Source organism: Streptomyces zaomyceticus, from assembly GCF_014656215.1.
Taxonomy (GTDB): Bacteria; Actinomycetota; Actinomycetes; order Streptomycetales; family Streptomycetaceae; genus Streptomyces; species Streptomyces zaomyceticus.
Genome location: NZ_BNBZ01000044.1, coordinates 1 through 17,040 on the forward strand (window position 1 = coordinate 1; position 17,040 = coordinate 17,040).

The window sequence follows — 17,040 nt, forward strand, 5'->3', positions numbered from 1 at the left end:
TCGCGCTCTTCGGGGACGAGGACAGGGAGTACGAGCCGGGGCCTGGGGTGCGCCGAAGGCCGGCGCGGGGGCCGGGGCCGCGGGGGCTCCGAAGGCCGGGGGCGCCGTCGCCTGCTGCGGCGGGGCGAAGCCGGGCGCGGCCTGCTGCTGCGCGGCGGGCTCCTCCTCGGCGACCTCGCCGCCGAAGTTCCGCAGGAGCGCGTCGAGGCCACCGTCGAAGCCCTGGCCGACGGCGGCGAACCGCCACACGTCCTTGAGGTAGAAGTCCCCGAGCATGACCGCGCGCTCGGTGGTGAACTCGGCGCCGGTGAAGGCGTACCGGGCGACTTCCTCGCCGCCGGCGACGATCCGCAGGTGGCCGGGGCCGACCTGGGACATCTGACCGGCGCCGTCGATCGTCGCGGTGAACGACAGCTTGTGGATGTTGGCGGGGATACGGTCGAGAGTCACGCGGAAGGACTCGGTGTCACCGGACTGCGCCCCGAGCAGCTGGACGGATTCCTCAGGTGTCTTCGGCTGGTTGAAGAAGACGAAATAGCGGTCGTCGGAGAGCCGCTCGTCCGCGTCGAGTCCGAAGCAACTGATGTCGAAGGTCAGTCCGGGAGCCGCGATCTGCACGCCGACGTACAGATCGGTTCCGGCGGTGAGATCACTGATCTTGGCCTTGTGGCCGCGTTGAAATTCCCTGGCCATGCGTTACGACCGTCCCCCATCCCGAATGGCGAATGCTCGCGACAGGCTAACCGCTGAGTGCGGCATTGAGACAGGCCGGGTCGTTTTCGGTACGGAATCGGGAAACACGCGCACCCGCCGCCGGCGTCACTCCTCGGCGGCGCCGGTGAGGTGCGGCAGCCGGCCGGCGGCGACCACGCCCTCCAGATAGCCGCGCGCCCGCTCGGTGCGGGGGTACGCCTCCAGGAGCCGCCAGAACCGGGGTCCGTGCCCGGGGACGAGCAGATGGGCCAGCTCGTGCAGGAGGACGTAGTCGACGACGTACTCGGGCATGCCCTGGAGCCGGTGGGAGAGGCGGATGCTGCCCTCGGAGGGGGTGCAGGAGCCCCAGCGGGTGTTCTGGTTGGTGACCCAGCGCACGGAGCCGGGCCGGGCCCGGCCGTCGAAGTACTGCTCGGACAGGCGCAGCGCCCGCTCGGTCAGCTCGCGGTCGCCGAGGACGCTCCGGCTCTCCTGGGCGGCGAGCTTGTCCAGCATGACGCCGACCCAGCGGCGCTCCTCCGCCTCGGACATCCGGGCCGGGATGAGCACCACGGTCCGGTCGCCCTCGCGGTAGGCGGAGACCGTTCTGCTCCGCCGTGGGCTTCTGCGGACCTCGACCGCACTCGTCCCCGCACCGCGGTGCGGGGTGTCGGTCACGCTGCGCTGTGGGTCGGCGGGCACGGCCCCGACGTTACCCGCTGTCAGCGGGGTAAGTCCCGCCTCGGGAGTGGTTTCGACAACGATCCGCCCGCCGTGCGCACCATTTGAATGACTATTCCTCTTGCCTGTGGACAACTTTCGGCGGTCGTCACGGCGGCGGGGCATTCTCGGATCGGGACGGCGAAAGGCCGTTGTCGATCATGAATGCGGGGGCGGGGGAAATGCATCCGATGGTGAAGCCGGCGCTGCGGCGGGCCTGGCGGAGTCTGCGCCGTGTCCAGTTCGGGATCACCCCCGCGCACGCGGTGGTGCTCGACCCGGTCGACCGGGAGACGGGGACTTTGCTCGGACTGCTCGACGGCACCCGCGGGACGGAGTCGCTCCGGGCCGAGGCACGGGCGCTCGGTCTGCCCGAGGAGCATCTGGAGGCGCTCGTCGGTCGGCTGGAGTCGGCCGGGCTGCTCGCCGACGCCTCGACCGGGCGTCCGGGGAGGGCGGGCCCGACCGCCGGCGCCGTGGATCCCGGCCTCGATCCGCTCCGTGCCGACCTGGCCTCCCTCTCCGTGGTCCATCCCGCGCCGGAGCGGGCGGTGCGGACACTGGCGGCCCGAGGGTCCCTGCGCGTGCAGGTCCGGGGCGCGGGGCGGGTGGGGGCGACGGTGGCCGCGCTGCTCGCGGCGGCGGGGGTGGGCGGGGTCGAGGTCGTCGACTCGGGGCGGGTCGAGCCCTGGGAGACGGCGCCGGGCGGACTTCCGGCCGAGGCGGTCGGCGAGCGCCGGGCGACGGCGGCCCGACGGCTGGTCGGCCGGTGGCGGAGGAGCCGGGGCGGCCCGGGTGACCGGAGGGGGGCGGGCCGATCGGGCGGGTCGGCCCCGGGCGGTCGGAGTGGATCGGGTGAGGGCTTCGGTGAAGTCGGTCTGTCACTCGTGGTGGTGACACCTCGGGACGGGCTCGGCGCGTACGTCCCCGATCCGCTCCCGGCCGAGCGATGGGTCGCCACCGGCACCCCTCATCTCTACGCCGGCGTCCTGGAGGCGACGGGCACGGTGGGACCGCTCGTGCTGCCGGGCGGCACGGCGTGCGCCCGGTGCCTCCAGGAGGATCGGATCGACCGGGAGCCCGCCTGGCCCCGGCTGCTCGCCCAGTGGCGCTCCGGCGCCCCGCATCCGCTGCCCGCCTGCGATCTGGGACTGGCGACGGCGGTGGCGGGGCTCGCCGCGGCGCACGCCCTCGCCTTTCTGGACGGTGATCTCCCGGCGAGTACGGGCACCCGGTGGGAGGCGTCACTGCCGTTGCTGGAGTGGCGGGCGGAGCGGCTGAGACCCCATCCGGCCTGCCCCTGCGGCGCGGCGCGCGAGGGAGAGGGGGTGCGCGCCTCGGCAGCCGGAGACGCGCAGGACACAATGGCGGGGTAACGGCCCTGCGCGGCACGGCAGTCTGGGTTTTGGAGGGGCGTATGTCTGATCTACCCCGGAAGGCGGTCACCCGGACCGCCAAGTTGGCCGCGTTGCCTCTCGGCTTCGCGGGCCGGGCCACCTGGGGCCTGGGCAAGCGGATCGGCGGCAGATCGGCCGAACTCGTCGCCCGCGAGCTCCAGCAGCGCACGGCCGAGCAGTTGTTCAAGGTGCTCGGCGAGCTCAAGGGCGGCGCCATGAAGTTCGGGCAGGCGATGTCCGTCTTCGAGTCGGCCCTTCCCGAGGAGATCGCCGGGCCGTACCGGGCGGCGCTGACGAAGCTTCAGGACGCGGCGCCGCCGATGCCGACGCGAACGGTCCACGCGGTGCTCGAGGAACGGCTGGGCGCGGAGTGGCGCGAGCTGTTCCTGGAGTTCGAGGACAAGCCGGCGGCGGCCGCCTCGATCGGGCAGGTGCACCGGGCCGTGTGGCACGACGGGCGCGAGGTCGCGGTCAAGGTGCAGTACCCGGGCGCCGGGGAGGCGTTGCTCTCCGATCTGGCCCAGTTGAGCCGCTTCGCCCGGCTGCTCGGCCCGCTGATTCCGGGGATGGACATCAAGCCGCTGATCACCGAGATGCGGGACCGGGTCTCCGAGGAGCTGGACTACGCCCTGGAGGCGGCGGCCCAGGAGAAGCACGCGGAGGAGTTCGCGGACGATCCCGACGTGGTGGTGCCCGCGGTGGTGCACCGGGCGGATCAGGTCCTGGTGACCGAGTGGATGGACGGTGTCCCGCTCGCGGAGGTGATCGCGGACGGCACGCCGGCTCAGCGGGACCGGGCGGGTCAGCTCCTGGCCCGCTTCCTCTTCTCGGGCCCCGCGCGCACCGGTCTGCTGCACGCGGATCCGCACCCGGGGAACTTCCGGCTGCTGCCGGGTGCCGACGAGGACGGGGGCCCGGAGGGCTGGCGGCTCGGGGTGCTCGACTTCGGCACCGTGGACCGGCTGCCGGGCGGGCTGCCGGAGACGATCGGCACCTGTCTGCGGATGACCCTCGCCGGTGAGGCGGAGACCGTCTACCGGCTGCTGCGCGAGGACGGCTTCGTCAAGGAGTCCGTCGAGCTGGACCCGGACGCGGTCCTGGAGTACCTGCTGCCGATCATCGAACCGGCGGAGGCGGAGTCCTTCCTCTTCACCCGCGGCTGGATGCGTACGCAGGCGGCCCGGATCGCCGATATGCGCTCCCCCGCGCACCAGTTGGGCAAGCAGCTCAATCTGCCGCCCTCGTATCTGCTCATACACCGGGTGACCCTGAGCACGATCGGGGTCCTGTGCCAGCTCAACGCGACGGTGCGGCTCCGGGCCGAGCTGGAGGAGTGGCTGCCGGGCTTCGTGGAGCCCACGCCCGCGGAGAGGTAGGGGGCGGCCCGCCGATCACGCCCCGAGCTCTGCCCGATCGGCGGGACACTCCTGGAGGTTCACCACCAGGAGGAGTCGAGGCGGCCCTCGATCGCGCGGATGTTGGTGCGGGCGCAGTCCTCGCAGAAGTAGGTGCGCTTGCCGTTCTCGACCGAGCAGGTCCAGGTCAGCGGCAGGGTGTCGGTGGTCTTGCCGCAGCGCGCGCAGGCGAGGGGTCCCTCGGGGGTACGGGCGTCGTTCACCCTCGTGACGATAACCCGACGAAGCACCCCGGCGCCGACAACGCACCGCGGGGGCCGGTCCCTCGGGACCGGCCCCCGCGACGACGCCCCTGGGGGCGCGGGATCACTTAGTGCATGACGGCCATGGCCAGCGCGCGGCGGGCGCGCAGCGAGACGCGCTCGGCGCGCCGCTGCATGCGTCGGGCGGCGACCAGGCGCACGGCCTGGCGTTCCGCGTCGACCTCACGCTGTCGCTCGTGCATATGGGCACGGGCCAGGGCTTCTGGGATGAGTTGCATTTCGCGGGTCCTGTTCTGACGTCGCGCGGTGGGCGCGGCGGAGGGGGAGAAGACTGGGGTGGCGGAGCCGGCGGGCTCGCTGGTGGAAGAGGTCATCGGGGCCTGCTTCTGGGGATCGTGCGTGAGGGGGCGGTCGATGGTTCCGGTGGCGCTCATGCCGCGACCGGGTTCTTGCGCGGACGGCCGCGGGGCCGCTTGCGGGCGACGACCACGCCCTGGACGAAGAGCTCGCCGCCCCAGACGCCCCACGGCTCGCGCCGCTCCTTGGCGCCGGCCAGGCAGGCGGCCACGAGGGGGCAGGTCGAGCAGAGGGACTTCGCGTACTCGACGTCGGCCGGGGACTCCGCGAAGAAGACCTCGGGGTCGTAGGCGCGACAGGGAACGGGGACGCCGAGGTTCTCGATGGCGTCGTCGAGCGCGGTGAGCGTGGTGAGGGGGGTCAAAGCGGGGTCCTCCGTGGGGCGGCCGGGCTGGGCGATCGATGCGGAAGGCGGTACGGACGGGGCGTGCGCTTCGAGTTGCACGGTGGTCTTTCCTCGTCTGGTCGTTTCCGGCCTGTTGACCGGGGTTTCGGCTGGTACCGGGTGTGGCTGTCCCGAGGCGTCCTCGTGTCGTCGTCCCCGTTCGAGGACAAACAAAAGGGCCGCGGATCCCGGGTGGGGTTCCGCGGCCCTGAAGGCGCCGGTCTGATCATGGATCAGACTGGATCACTCCAGGGTTCGAGCCCACGGAAGGCCCACATCTTGTGGTGGTGCGTCGTCGTCTGCTGGGTTCCGGCACCGGTCGCCGCAAAGCCATAGGCCGTGGCCTTGACTGCCGCTCCTGCTTCCAGTGCCTTGGTCGGTCGCTCATTGCGCAGTTCCACGGCAGGCCGCATACCGAGACCGGCAAGGCCGGAGACGGGCAGACCGGTGCCAATGAACGCCGAGGCGGAGAGGCCGAGCGAGCAGGCGGAGGCGACGGAGCGATCGGTCATTTTGACGGTGCTGACGGAGCCGGCACGGCTGACGAAGCTGGCGGTGCTGGTCTGAATCATGTTGCTGATCACGCGGAATCGCCTCCTCTCGGCGTCTCGGAGGGCTCGGGGGTGAGCCGGACCCTCATGTTTATTTGGACAAGTACAGCACAGAGACAGGGCTTCTCAGAAGCCGCTGTTTCCGTGGTTAAGAACCTATGGGGCTTGACGGGGCAGGCGCAAACTATTTTTCCCACGAGTTTTCCTCAACTCTCGTGGGCCCCCGTCCCTCCCGCCTCACCTGCGCAGATGGCCAGGACGTCGTCCCCGAAGCGGTCGAGCTTGCGGGCACCGACGCCGGAGATCGCGGAGAGCTCTCCGCCGGTGGCGGGGACCCGCTCGGCGATGGCCATCAGGGTCTTGTCGGTGAACACGCAATACGCCGGCTGGCCGAGCTCCCTGGCCTGTTCGGAGCGCCAGTCGCGCAGCCGCTCGTAGAGGGCCTCGTCCATGTCCGAGGGGCAGTCCTCGCAGCGCATGAGCTTCATGGCGCCCGCCTCGGTGAGGGTCGCCCCGCAGACCCGGCACAGGACGGGGCCGCGCGGCTTGCGCCGGCCGGCCGCGCCGACGGCCCGCTCGACGGAGCCGGACGCGCCGCCGACCACGGTGCCGAGGGAGCCTGAGCCGGGCCGCAGCCCCTTGAGGAAGCGGCTGGGGCGCCGGTTGGCGCGACCGCCCGGGGAGCGGGAGAGCGCCCAGGACAGCGTGAGGTGGAGCCGGGCGCGGGTGACGCCGACGTACAGCAGGCGGCGCTCCTCCTCGACCTGCTCGTCGGTCTTGGCGTAGGTGATGGGCATCATGCCCTCGGTGAGGCCGACCAGGAAGACGGCGTCCCATTCGAGGCCCTTGGCGGCGTGCAGCGACGCGAGGGTGACGCCCTGGACGGTCGGGGCGTGCTGGGCGGCGGCCCGCTCGTCGAGTTCGGCGACCAGGTCGGAGAGGGTGGCGCCGGACCTGGCGCGGGCGAAGTCCTCGGCGAGCCGGACGAGTGCGGCGAGGGACTCCCAGCGGTCGCGGACGGCGCCGGAGCCGGCGGGCGGTCGACCGGTCCAGCCCTTGGTGGAGAGGACGGCCCTGACCTGCGAGGGCAGGTCCTCGGCGTTGTCGAGGAGGGAGTCGTTGCCTCCGGCGCGGGCCGCGCCGCGCAGGGCGATGCCCGCCTCGCGCACCTCCTGGCGCTCGAAGAAGCGCTCGGCGCCGCGGAGCTGGTACGGCACCCCGGCGTCGGCGAGTGCCTGCTCGTAGACCTCCGACTGGGCGTTGATCCGGTAGAGGACGGCGATCTCGCCGGCCGGGACGCCGGCGGCGACGAGGTCCCGGATGCGGCGGGCGGTGCCCTCGGCCTCGGTCGGCTCGTCGGCGTACTCCGTGTAGGTGGGCTCGGGGCCCGGGTCGCGCTGGGAGATCAGCTCCAGGCGGTGCTCGGCGGCCCGGCCGCGGGCCTGGCTGAGCAGTCCGTTGGCGAGGTGGACGACCTGCGGGGTGGAGCGGTAGTCGCGGACGAGCTTGACCACCGTGGCGCCGGGGTGCCGGGTGCGGAAGTTCAGCAGGTGGTCGGGGGTGGCACCGGTGAAGGAGTAGATGGTCTGGCTGGCGTCGCCGACGACACAGAGGTTGTCGCGGTCGCCGAGCCACAGGTCGAGCAGCCGCTGCTGGAGCGGGGAGACGTCCTGGTACTCGTCCACGACGAAGTGCTGGTACTGGCTTCGGATCTGGTCGGCGATGTCGTGCCGGTCCTGGAGGATGCCGACGGTGAGCAGCAGCACGTCCTCGAAGTCGATCACCGAGCGGTCGCGCTTCAGCTGCTCGTACATGGCATAGATCTGGCTGATTTCCGCCGGGTCGCGCGGTGCGTCCCTGAGGGACTTGGCGACGACGGCGGGATAGTCGGCGGGGACGGTCTGGGTGACCTTGGCCCACTCGATCTCGCCGGTGACGTCCCTGAGCTCGTTGCGGTCGAGCCGGACCCGGCAACGGGCCGCCGCCTCGGCGACCAGCTGGACCTTCCGCTCCAGGAGCCGGGGCAGATCTCCACCGACGGCTTTCGGCCAGAAGAACTGGAGCTGCCGGAGGGCCGCGGAGTGGAACGTCCGGGCCTGGACTCCGCCCGCGCCGAGCTGCCGGAGCCGGCCGCGCATCTCGCCCGCGGCGCGGTTGGTGAACGTGACGGCCAGCACACTGCCGGGCTGGAGTATGCCCGCCCGCACCCCGTAGGCGATGCGGTGGGTGATGGCCCGCGTCTTGCCCGTGCCGGCTCCCGCCAGCACGCACACCGGGCCGGTCAGGGCCGTGGCGACCTCGCGCTGCTCGGGGTCGAGCCCGTCGAGCACCGCGTCGGCCGTCTCCGGGACCTGCGGGAAGAGAGTGGAGTGCGTTGCTGCTGTCACCCTCCAATGCTGCCAGGTCGGCCGAGCTCGACGCGGAGGCTTGTCCACAGGCGGGTGCCGCCGGTCATACGAATTCCGGGAATGGCCGGACCAGGGCGTACGTTCTTCCTCTCGGCACCCGTCAGCGAAACCAAGAGGAGCGCCTCGCCATGCAGGGCACTGTGACGATGTACAGCACCACGTGGTGCGGCTACTGCCGTCGGCTGAAGAGCCAGATGGACCGCGAGGGCATCGCGTACACGGAGATCAACATCGAGCAGGACCCCGATTCGGCGGCGTTCGTCGAGAAGGCCAACGGCGGAAACCAGACCGTCCCGACCGTGCTCTTCCCGAACGGCTCGACCCTCACGAACCCGAGCCTCGCCCAGGTGAAGCAGGCCCTCGGCGTCTGAGCCCTTCCGCGGATCCCCGCACGGAACCCCCGACCGGTGACACGACCGGCCGGGGGTTCCGTGCGTGCGGGGGCGCGTCCGGGGCGGCGAGGAGATCCCGAGGGGTTCGGGTGAAGATCGCGAAACGCCCCTGCGGAGACTGCGAGGAGCGGCGGCGCACCGGGGGTGACGGGGACCGGTCGGCAGGTACCGTACGACGGGGATTTCGCCTGCGCGAACCCCATGAACACCCCCCGTTCGTGAAGAGCGTCACACACTGCCCTGTCTTTGTGCGGCTTCCGTCAGCGCCCCTATGCTCTCGTCCCGACCGAGATTTGCGACTGCATATCCAGGTGGGATACCTCGTGCTCAACCAGACAGCCCCTGCCCCTCTCGCCGCGCCCGTGTCCTGGAGCCGCGTGCCGGGCACCAGGCCGGACACCGGACCGGACGCCGCGGGCCGAGGCCGCGGACGCCTCCACGTCCTCGACGGCCTGCGTCTCGTCGCCGCCCTCATGGTGGTCGGCTACCACTACCTCGCCTTCGGGGAGGGCTGGCCCGCGCCGGTCGAGCGGCTCTTCCCCGGCACCTACTCCGTGGCCTCGTACGGCTACCTCGGCGTGGAGTTCTTCTTCCTCATCAGCGGCTTCGTCATCTGCATGAGCGGCTGGGGCAGGCCGGTGAAGGACTTCTTCGTCTCCCGTGTGGCGCGTCTCTACCCGGCGTACTGGTTCGCCGTCGTCGCCACGTCCGTCACCGTCGCGGTGATCCCCGGCGGGCGCGAGCACCTGCCCTGGAACGACATCGTCACCAATCTGACGATGCTCCAGGAGCCGCTGGGCGCCGACCCCGTCGACGCGGTCTACTGGACCCTCTTCGCCGAGCTCCGCTTCTACCTGCTCTTCACGGTGCTCGCCTGGTGGGGCCTGACCTACCGCCGGGTGCTGCTGTTCTGCTGCGCGTGGGGAGCGGCGAGTGCCCTGGTCACCCCGGCCGCGCCCGGCCCCCTGCGGCTGCTGCTGATGCCCGAGTACAGCTGGTTCTTCATCGCGGGCATGGCCTTCTACCTGATGTACCGCTTCCGCCCGAACCTGATGCTCTTCGGCGTCGTCGGCGTCTGCTACTGCGCCTCGCTCGCGCCCTCCATCGACAAGTTCAAGGGGCTCACCTTCCTCGGCGACCGGCCGGCGTGGCCCGTGCTCGTCGTGCTCGCCGCCTTCTTCGGGGTGATGGCGCTCGTCGCGACCGGCAGGCTCTCCGGCATACGGTGGCGGTGGCTGCCGGTGGCCGGGGCGCTGACCTATCCCCTGTACCTGCTGCACGAGGTCATCGGCTGGGAGTTCTTCGCGCGCTTCGGGGCGCGGGTCTCCCCCGGGGTGCTGCTCACCGCCGTGCTGCTCGGGATGCTCGTGCTGTCGTACCTGGTCCACCGTCTCGTCGAGCGGCCGCTCGGCCGGAGCCTTCGGCGTCACCTGCTCCGTCGGTGAGCACCGCGGAGACGTCCCCGTCCGGCCGTGCGGGCGGGGACGTCCTCAGGTGCGGGACCGGCTCAGATCACGTCGCCGGGCTTCGGCAGCGGCTTGCCGTACCAGCGCTCGATCAGACGGGAGGCGATCGAGATGCCGTACGGGGGCAGCACCTCGCCCGACTCGAAGGCGGCGGCCAGGTCCTCGCGGGAGAACCAGCGGGCCTCGTGGATCTCCTCGCCGTCCACGGTGATCTCCGAGGAGGTCGCGCGGGCGAAGAAGCCCAGCATCAGGCTGGACGGGAAGGGCCAGGGCTGGCTGGCGATGTACTCGACCTCGCCGACCGTGACCCCGGCCTCCTCGAAGACCTCGCGGACCACCGACTGCTCGATGGACTCGCCGGGCTCGACGAAGCCGGCGAGGGTCGAGAAGCGGCCCTCGGGCCAGTGGACCTGGCGGCCGAGGAGCGCCCGGTCCTCCTCGTCCGTGACCAGCATGATCACCGCGGGGTCGGTGCGCGGGTAGTGCTCGGCGCCGCAGGCCTGGCAGCGGCGGATGTGCCCGGCCGCGGCGATGACCGTGCGCTCGCCGCAGCGGGAGCAGAAGCGGTGCAGTCGCTGCCAGTTCTCCAGGGCCACGGCGTGCACCATGAGGCCCGCGTCCCGGTCGGAGAGCAGCAGTCCGGCCTCGCGGAGACCCGCGGGGCGGGCGGACTGGTCCATGCGGCCGGGCAGGGAGTCCTTCTGGAGCGCGAAGTAGGAGACGCCGTCGGCGTCCGTGCCGAGGAAGTAGCGGTGGGTCTCGGTGACCGGGGCCTCGAACGCCGGGGTCATGACGAGCTCCGTGGTGCCGTCCGCCAGGTCGTCGATCAGCACCTGCCCCCCGGAGACCACGAAGACCCGGGTGGTGGGGTGGCTCCAGGCCGCCGCCAGCCACGCCTCGTCGAGGCGGTGGTGCGCGGCACGGTCGATGCCGCTCGGAGCGGTGAGCGAGATCGGGCGGTCCGCCGACGCGCTCCTGGAGGCTGACGCGTTCTTCAAGGTGCTCACAGGTTGCTTCCAACTCCCCCGGGTTTCGGTGTGTGGGTTCAGCGCTCGGCGGCCTGGAGGGCGGCGGGCAGGTCGCCCCACAGGTGCGCGGTCGTCTCGACGCCCTTCATGAGGAGATCGAGCTCGATCTTCTCGTTGGGGGCGTGCCAGCCGTCGGACGGGACCGAGATGCCGAGGAACAGGACGGGTGCCTCCAGGACGTCCTGGAGGTCGGCGGCCGGTCCCGAGCCGCCCTCGCGGGTGTAGCGGACCTTGGCGCCGTCGAAGGCCCGGCTCATGGCCCCGGCGACCGCCTTGAGGGCGGGGTGGTCGAGCGGGGTGAGGCAGGGGCGGGTCGGGGCGCCGAAGACGATCTCGTACCGGATGCCGGAGGGGACGAGGCCGGCGAGCCAGTCCCGTACCCCGAGCTCGATCTTGGCCGGGTCCTGACCGGCGACGAGCCGGAAGGACAGCTTGAGCTGGGCGGAGGCGGGGACGATCGTCTTGCCGCCGGGGCCCTGGTAGCCGCCGCCGATGCCGTTGACCTCGGCGGTGGGGCGGGCCCAGACCCGCTCCAGGGTGGAGAAGCCGGCCTCGCCGAGCGTGCCGTGCGACTTCGCCGTACGCAGCCAGGCGTCCTCGTCGAAGGGCAGCTCGGCGACGAGGGCGCGTTCGGCGTCGGTGAGCTCGGTCACGCCCTCGTAGAACCCGGGGATCGCGACGCGCTCGTGCTCGTCGTGGAGGGCGGCGACGATCCGGCCGGCGACGGTGGCCGGGTTCGGCACGGCGCCGCCGAAGGAGCCGGAGTGGATGTCCTGGTCGGGGCCGTACAGCTCGATCTCGCAGTCGGCGACCCCGCGCATGCCGGTGCACACGGTCGGGGTGGTCTCGGACCACATGCCGGTGTCGGAGACGATCACGGCGTCGGCGGCGAGCCGTTCGGCGTGGGCCTCGACGAGGGCGCGGAAGTGCGGGGAGCCGGACTCCTCCTCGCCCTCGACGATCAGCTTGAGGTTGACGGCGGGCGCGGTGCGGCCGGTGACGGCGAGGTGGGCGCGGACGCCGAGGGTGTGGAAGAACACCTGCCCCTTGTCGTCGGCCGCCCCGCGCGCGTACATCCGGCCGTCGACCACGGTGGGCTCGAAGGGGTCCGTGTGCCAGCCGTCCTCGCGGGCCGCGGGCTGCACGTCGTGGTGGCCGTAGACGAGGACCGTCGGGGCGTCCGGGTCACCGGAGGGCCACTCGGCGAAGACGGCGGGTGCGCCGTCGGTCTCCCAGACCTCGACGGTGGTGAAGCCGGTCTCCGTGAGCTTGGCGGCGAGCCACTCGGCGCTGCGCCGTACGTCCCCGGCCCGGTCCGGCTGCGCCGACACGGAAGGGATGCGCAGCCAGTCGGCGAGGTCGCCGAGGAAGGCGGCACGGTGCTGCTCGATGTACGTGCGTACGGCGTGGACGGCGCTGTCCGGGGTCTCGCTCATGCCCTTGAGCCTATCCGGCGCCCGGGGGTGCCCCTCCCGGCAGGAGGGCCTTGCCCGGCGTCCGGGCGTCGCCCCTTCCCGGCAGCGGCCTTTCCCGGCGTCCGGGGTCGCCCCTCCCGGCAGGAGGCCGTACCCCGCGCCGGGGTGCCCCTCCCGACGAGGGGCGCTACCCGGCGTCCGGTGCCGCCCCTCCCAGCAGGAGGGCCTCCAGCTCCGCCCGGCCGGGCAGCCGCGTGGGGCGGGCGACCTCGCCCGTCCGTATGTAGACGAAGGCGGCGGCCACGTCCTCCGGCGCCAGGCCGTGCTGCTCGGCCCAGGCGAGCCGGTAGATCGCGAGCTGGAGCGGGTCGGCGCTGCGCAGCCGACTGGTCTTCCAGTCGACGATCTCGTACGCGCCGGACTCCGGGTCCCGGTAGACGGCGTCGATCCGGCCCCGGACGACCCGGCCGCCGAGCGAGAGGTGCACGGGGACCTCGACGCGGTACGGGGTGCGATGGGCGTACGCGGTACGGGCGAAGGCCTCCTTGAGCTCGTCGAGGTCCCGCTCGTCGAGGATCTCCGGCTCGCCCGCGAAGTCCTCCCCGCCGGGCAGGTCCTCCGGGCCGAGGAACGGCAGCGGCAGCTCCTCGAACCGGGACTCCACCCACGCGTGGAACCGGGTGCCGCGACGGGCCGCCGGCTGCGGCGCCTTCGGCATGGGCCGGGCCAGCTCCTGGGCGAAGCCGTCGGGATCGGCGGCGAGACGCAGGACCTGGGACGCGGAGAGGTACGCGGGGAGCACCACGTCACGGGTGGTGGCGCGGGCGCGGCGGAGTTCGGTGGTGAGGGAGGTGAGGTCGCGGTCCCAGGAGGCGACGGCCCGTGCCTCTTCGGGGGTGAGGGCGGGGGCGCGGCCGGGCTCGCGGGGAGCGGGGACCGCGTCCGCGTGGGTGTCCTCGGGGAACCCTTCGTCGTCCCAGACCGGTTCCTCGTCCCAGACGGGTTCCTCCGCCGGGGCGGGTCCCTCGTCCACGGTGGGCTCCTCGTCCGGGGCGGGTCCCTCGTACCGGGTGGATCGCTCGTACCGGGCGGGTCCCTCGTGCCGGGCGGGTCCGCCCTCCTCGGGCCAGAGGTCCTCCGGGTCTCCTCCGGGAGTGCTCCCTCCGTCCCGCGGGGCGACGGGGGTGCTCTCCTCATCCTGCGGGGCGAGCGCCCACAGCCGCCGGCGGACGAGCTCCGCCGCTTCCCGGCGGCGCTCGAAGGAGTCCGCGTCCAACGGGAGGGGCCAGGCCTCGTCACCGTCCGTCTCCGTCAGCGTCGGGTTCTTCGCGTCCGGTTCCGGCTCCTCCGCCCATGCCTCGATCTCGCCGTGGCCCGCCTCGCAGTGCTCGTACAGGGCGGTGAGGAAGTCCGAGGGGCCGCGGGGCTTCTTCTGGGACGGGCCCCACCAGTGGGCCGAGCCGAGGAGGAGGGAGCGGGGGCGGGTGAAGGTGACGTAGCCGAGGCGGAGCTCCTCGGTGTGCTGGTGGTCCCGCATCTCGTTCTTGAAGGCCGTGAGCGCCTTGGCGTTCCAGGTGTCGATCACCGGCAGGGTGGCCGTGTCACCGCGCAGGGCGTGCGGGAGCACCTGGGGCTGGGAGGTCCACGACTCACGGGCGCGCGCGCTGGGGAACTGGCCGGTGACCAGGCCGGGGACGGCGACGACGTCCCACTCCAGGCCCTTGGACTTGTGGGCGGTGAGGACCTTGACCGTGTTCTCGCCGCCCGGGAGGGCGCTGTCGAGGCCCTTCTCGAACTGGACGGCCGTCCGCAGGAAACCGAGGAACGCCAGGAGGCTCGCCTCACCGTCCAGGGAGGCGAAGCCGGCGGCGATGTCGAGGAAGTGGCCGAGGGTCTCGCGGCGGCGGGCGGCGAGCGCCTGCGGGGAGGCGGACAGCTCGACTTCGAGGCCGGTCGCGGAGAGCACCCGGTGCAGGACGTCCATGAGGGGGTCGGCGAGCGAGCCGCGCAGGGAGCGCAGTTCGGCGGCGAGGCGCGCGAAGCGGACCCGGGCCTCGGCGGAGAACGCCAGGCCGTCGTCGGCGGCGCCCCCGGAGCCGAGGAAGGTGTCGAGCGCGTCGGCGAGGGAGACGACCTCGGCCGGGTCGACTCCCTCGACGGCGGCGGCGAGCCGCTGCTCGGGGTCCGGGTCCTCGCCGCCCCGGTGGACCAGGAGGCGGGCCCGACGGCCGAGGAGGGCGAGGTCCCGGGGGCCGATGCGCCAGCGGGGGCCGGTGAGGAGGCGGACCAGGGCGGCGTTGGCCCCCGGGTCCTGGAGGACCTCGCAGACCGCGACCAGGTCGGCGACCTCGGGCAGGTGGAGGAGCCCGGAGAGGCCGACGACCTCGACGGGCACGTCCCGGGCGACGAGGGCCGCCTGGATGGCGGGGAAGTCGGTGGCGGTACGGCACAGGACGGCGATCTCGCCGGGCTCGCGGCCGGTGCGGACGAGATGGGCGAGGGAGTCGGCCAGCCAGTCGATCTCTTCGGCGTGGGTGGGGAGGAGCGCGATGCGGACGCTGCCGTCGGCCTCGGCGCCGGGCGCGGGCCGCAGCGCCTCCACGCCCGCGTGCATGGCGCGCAGCGGGGCGGCCAGTCCGTTGGCGAGGTCGAGGAGACGGCCGCCGCTGCGCCGGTTCTCGGAGAGCGCGTAGCGGTCGGCGGGGCGGCCGTCCGCGTGCGGGAAGTGCTCGGGGAAGTCGTCCAGGTTGGCGACGGAGGCGCCGCGCCAGCCGTAGATGGCCTGGCAGGGGTCGCCGACGGCGGTCACCGCGTGTCCCGTGGCCCGGCCTCCGGTGCCCTGGCCGAAGAGGCCGGAGAGCAGCAGCCGCTGGGCGACGGAGGTGTCCTGGTACTCGTCGAGGAGGACGACGCGGAACTCCTCGCGCAGGATCTCGCCGACCTCGGGCCGGGTGGTGGCCAGCTCGGCGGAGCGGGCGATCTGGTCGCCGAAGTCGAGGAGGTCGCGGGAGCGCTTGGCGGCGCGGTAGCGGACGACGAGGTCGAGGAGTTCCCGGCGGGCGGTGGCCGCCTCGGGGATCTTGCGCAGCTCGGCGTTGCTGAGCCTGGCCCCTTCGAGGGCGGTGAGCAGCTCGGAGTCGTACGCGAGGAGTGTCTCGGGCCGGACGAGGTGCTCGGCGAGCTCGGCGTCGAGGGCGAGGAGATCCGTGACGAGGGTCGGGAAGGAACGGGTGAGCGCCGGGTACGGACCGGGGGCCTCGCGCAGGACACGCGCGGCGAGCTGGTACCGGGTGGCGTCGGCGAGGAGCCGCGAGGTGGGTTCGAGGCCGATGCGGAGGCCGTGGTCGGTGAGGAGCTGGCCGGCGAACGCGTGGTACGTGGAGATGCGGGGCTCGCCCGGCGGGTCGTCCGGGTCGATGACGTCGGGGTCGGTGACTCCGGCGCGGACGAGGGCGGTGCGGACGCGCTCGGCGAGCTCACCGGCGGCCTTGTTGGTGAAGGTGAGGCCGAGGACCTGCTCGGGGGCGACCTGGCCCGTGCCGACCAGCCAGACCACCCGGGCGGCCATCACCGTCGTCTTGCCGGATCCGGCTCCGGCCACGACGACGTGCGGGGCGAGCGGCGCGGTGATGCAGGCCGTCTGCTCCGGGGTGAAGGGGATCCCGAGGAGCTCCTTGAGCTGCTCGGGGTCGGTGATGCGTGCGGTCACCTCAAAGAGGCTAACGCGGACCACCGACATTCCGGCCCGGTCCGGGTCGTACCGGCGTCCCCGGGGACCGGACCTTCCGGACACTTCTCAGGCGGGTGTGCCCGCGTCCAGCTTGGACAGGTCCACCGTCTCGTCGGCGGGCGGGACGACCACCTCGACGGGCTCGTCGTAGTCGGAGAGCACCATGGTGCCGGGTTCCTCGCCGCCCGCCCTGACCATCTTCAGGATGTACGGCTTGCCCTCCCGGGAGACGGAGACGGTGGTGGTCTCGCCGCCGGTCCGCTTCTTCACCAGGGTCGCGACGGGGGTGCCGTCGACCTCGGCGTCGGGGCCCCTGGTCAGGCCGCGGCGCTCGGCCTCGTCCTTGTCGAGGTCGGAGAGCAGCGACTTCAGGTCGCAGACACCGCCGAGGTCGGAGGCGCCGGGCTGCCCCGGGGCGATCTTCAGCCAGCGGCCCTTGACCAGCTCGACGGTGACGTCGATCTGTGGCTCGGGCATCCCCTGGGAGGCCATGGAGACGCGCCAGAACGCCTCGTCGCCCTTCATGTAGGTGATCCGGTCGATCCTGCGGAGTTCCGCGGTGCCGCCCTTGATCTTCATCAGACCGGTGCACTCGTCCTTGTCGTTGACGGCGAAGTCGATGTCGAGGGGCTGTCCGTCCGTGACGACCCGGCCGGCCATGCGGAGCGAGGTCGCCGACCGGGTCGCGGTGACCGCGCGATCGGCGATCTCGTCGGCGGTGAGGCCGGTGAAGGGATCGGGTGACGGCGCCACGGCCGACGGCACGGCGGCGGCCGGCGCGTCGGCGTCCGCCCAGGCCGCGGCGGGTGCGGGACCCGCCGCGACGGCGACGACGCAGACGACGGCCGCGGCGCGGAGCTTGCGGTGGGACGCCATGCGA

At 72.7% G+C, this 17,040-nt stretch carries 15 protein-coding genes; 4 read left to right on the forward strand and 11 right to left on the reverse strand.

What is annotated here, in order from left to right; all coding sequences use genetic code 11:
• Together IE311_RS33780 and IE311_RS33785 are read right to left on the reverse strand one after the other, a co-directional pair.
• Window positions 1–693 (reverse strand): TerD family protein (locus IE311_RS33780; RefSeq protein ID WP_189835701.1); only part of this gene is annotated, 693 nt, incomplete at its 3' end.
• Window positions 694–819: 126 nt separating this feature from the next.
• On the reverse strand, window positions 820–1,395 hold the full coding sequence (locus IE311_RS33785) for a M48 metallopeptidase family protein (protein ID WP_189835702.1): 576 nt from the start codon (window positions 1,393–1,395) through the stop codon (window positions 820–822).
• Window positions 1,396–1,595: 200 nt separating this feature from the next.
• Between IE311_RS33785 and IE311_RS33790 the strand changes: the two genes are divergently transcribed.
• Entirely contained in the window at window positions 1,596–2,789 is a 1,194-nt protein-coding gene (locus IE311_RS33790; protein ID WP_189835703.1) for a TOMM precursor leader peptide-binding protein, read from the forward strand.
• A gap of 41 nt (window positions 2,790–2,830) precedes the next feature.
• Window positions 2,831–4,186, forward strand: a complete 1,356-nt coding sequence (locus IE311_RS33795) for an ABC1 kinase family protein (protein ID WP_189835704.1) — start codon at window positions 2,831–2,833, stop codon at window positions 4,184–4,186.
• A gap of 59 nt (window positions 4,187–4,245) precedes the next feature.
• Here the strand turns inward: IE311_RS33795 and IE311_RS33800 are convergent, their stop codons facing one another.
• From IE311_RS33800 to IE311_RS33820, 5 genes are all read right to left on the reverse strand, one after another.
• Complete coding sequence (locus IE311_RS33800; RefSeq protein ID WP_189835705.1) at window positions 4,246–4,428, reverse strand: hypothetical protein; 183 nt, start codon at window positions 4,426–4,428, stop codon at window positions 4,246–4,248.
• Window positions 4,429–4,535: 107 nt separating this feature from the next.
• On the reverse strand, window positions 4,536–4,862 hold the full coding sequence (locus IE311_RS33805; protein WP_189835706.1) for a hypothetical protein: 327 nt from the start codon (window positions 4,860–4,862) through the stop codon (window positions 4,536–4,538).
• Window positions 4,859–5,230: a WhiB family transcriptional regulator gene (locus IE311_RS33810; RefSeq protein ID WP_189835707.1), complete on the reverse strand. Its 372-nt coding sequence runs from the start codon at window positions 5,228–5,230 to the stop codon at window positions 4,859–4,861. Before IE311_RS33810 ends, IE311_RS33805 begins: the two co-directional genes overlap by 4 nt.
• A 173-nt stretch (window positions 5,231–5,403) precedes the next feature.
• A complete protein-coding gene (locus tag IE311_RS33815; protein WP_189835734.1) occupies window positions 5,404–5,742 on the reverse strand; it encodes a hypothetical protein in 339 nt (112 codons plus the stop codon).
• Between the two features lie 185 nt (window positions 5,743–5,927).
• Window positions 5,928–8,108 (reverse strand): ATP-dependent DNA helicase UvrD2, encoded by a 2,181-nt coding sequence (locus IE311_RS33820; protein WP_189835708.1) that lies wholly within the window; start codon window positions 8,106–8,108, stop codon window positions 5,928–5,930.
• A 149-nt stretch (window positions 8,109–8,257) separates the two neighbouring features.
• On the opposite strand from IE311_RS33820, the gene IE311_RS33825 reads away from it, so the two are divergent.
• Both IE311_RS33825 and IE311_RS33830 read left to right on the forward strand, forming a co-directional pair.
• A complete protein-coding gene (locus IE311_RS33825; RefSeq protein ID WP_189835709.1) occupies window positions 8,258–8,500 on the forward strand; it encodes a mycoredoxin in 243 nt (80 codons plus the stop codon).
• A gap of 344 nt (window positions 8,501–8,844) precedes the next feature.
• Window positions 8,845–9,966 carry an acyltransferase family protein gene (locus IE311_RS33830; protein ID WP_189835710.1) on the forward strand — a complete coding sequence of 374 codons (1,122 nt, stop codon included), beginning with the start codon at window positions 8,845–8,847 and terminating at the stop codon, window positions 9,964–9,966.
• Window positions 9,967–10,028: 62 nt separating this feature from the next.
• Here IE311_RS33830 and nudC read toward each other — a convergent pair whose 3' ends face one another.
• From nudC to IE311_RS33850, 4 genes are all read right to left on the reverse strand, one after another.
• Window positions 10,029–10,994, reverse strand: coding sequence for an NAD(+) diphosphatase (nudC, locus tag IE311_RS33835; protein WP_189835711.1), 966 nt, complete (start codon window positions 10,992–10,994; stop codon window positions 10,029–10,031).
• A gap of 38 nt (window positions 10,995–11,032) precedes the next feature.
• Entirely contained in the window at window positions 11,033–12,451 is a 1,419-nt protein-coding gene (locus tag IE311_RS33840) for a dipeptidase (RefSeq protein ID WP_189835712.1), read from the reverse strand.
• A gap of 166 nt (window positions 12,452–12,617) precedes the next feature.
• Window positions 12,618–16,139 carry a UvrD-helicase domain-containing protein gene (locus IE311_RS33845; protein WP_189835713.1) on the reverse strand — a complete coding sequence of 1,174 codons (3,522 nt, stop codon included), beginning with the start codon at window positions 16,137–16,139 and terminating at the stop codon, window positions 12,618–12,620.
• Between the two features lie 87 nt (window positions 16,140–16,226).
• Entirely contained in the window at window positions 16,227–17,036 is an 810-nt protein-coding gene (locus tag IE311_RS33850) for a hypothetical protein (RefSeq protein WP_189835714.1), read from the reverse strand.
• Window positions 17,037–17,040: the final 4 nt, after the last annotated feature.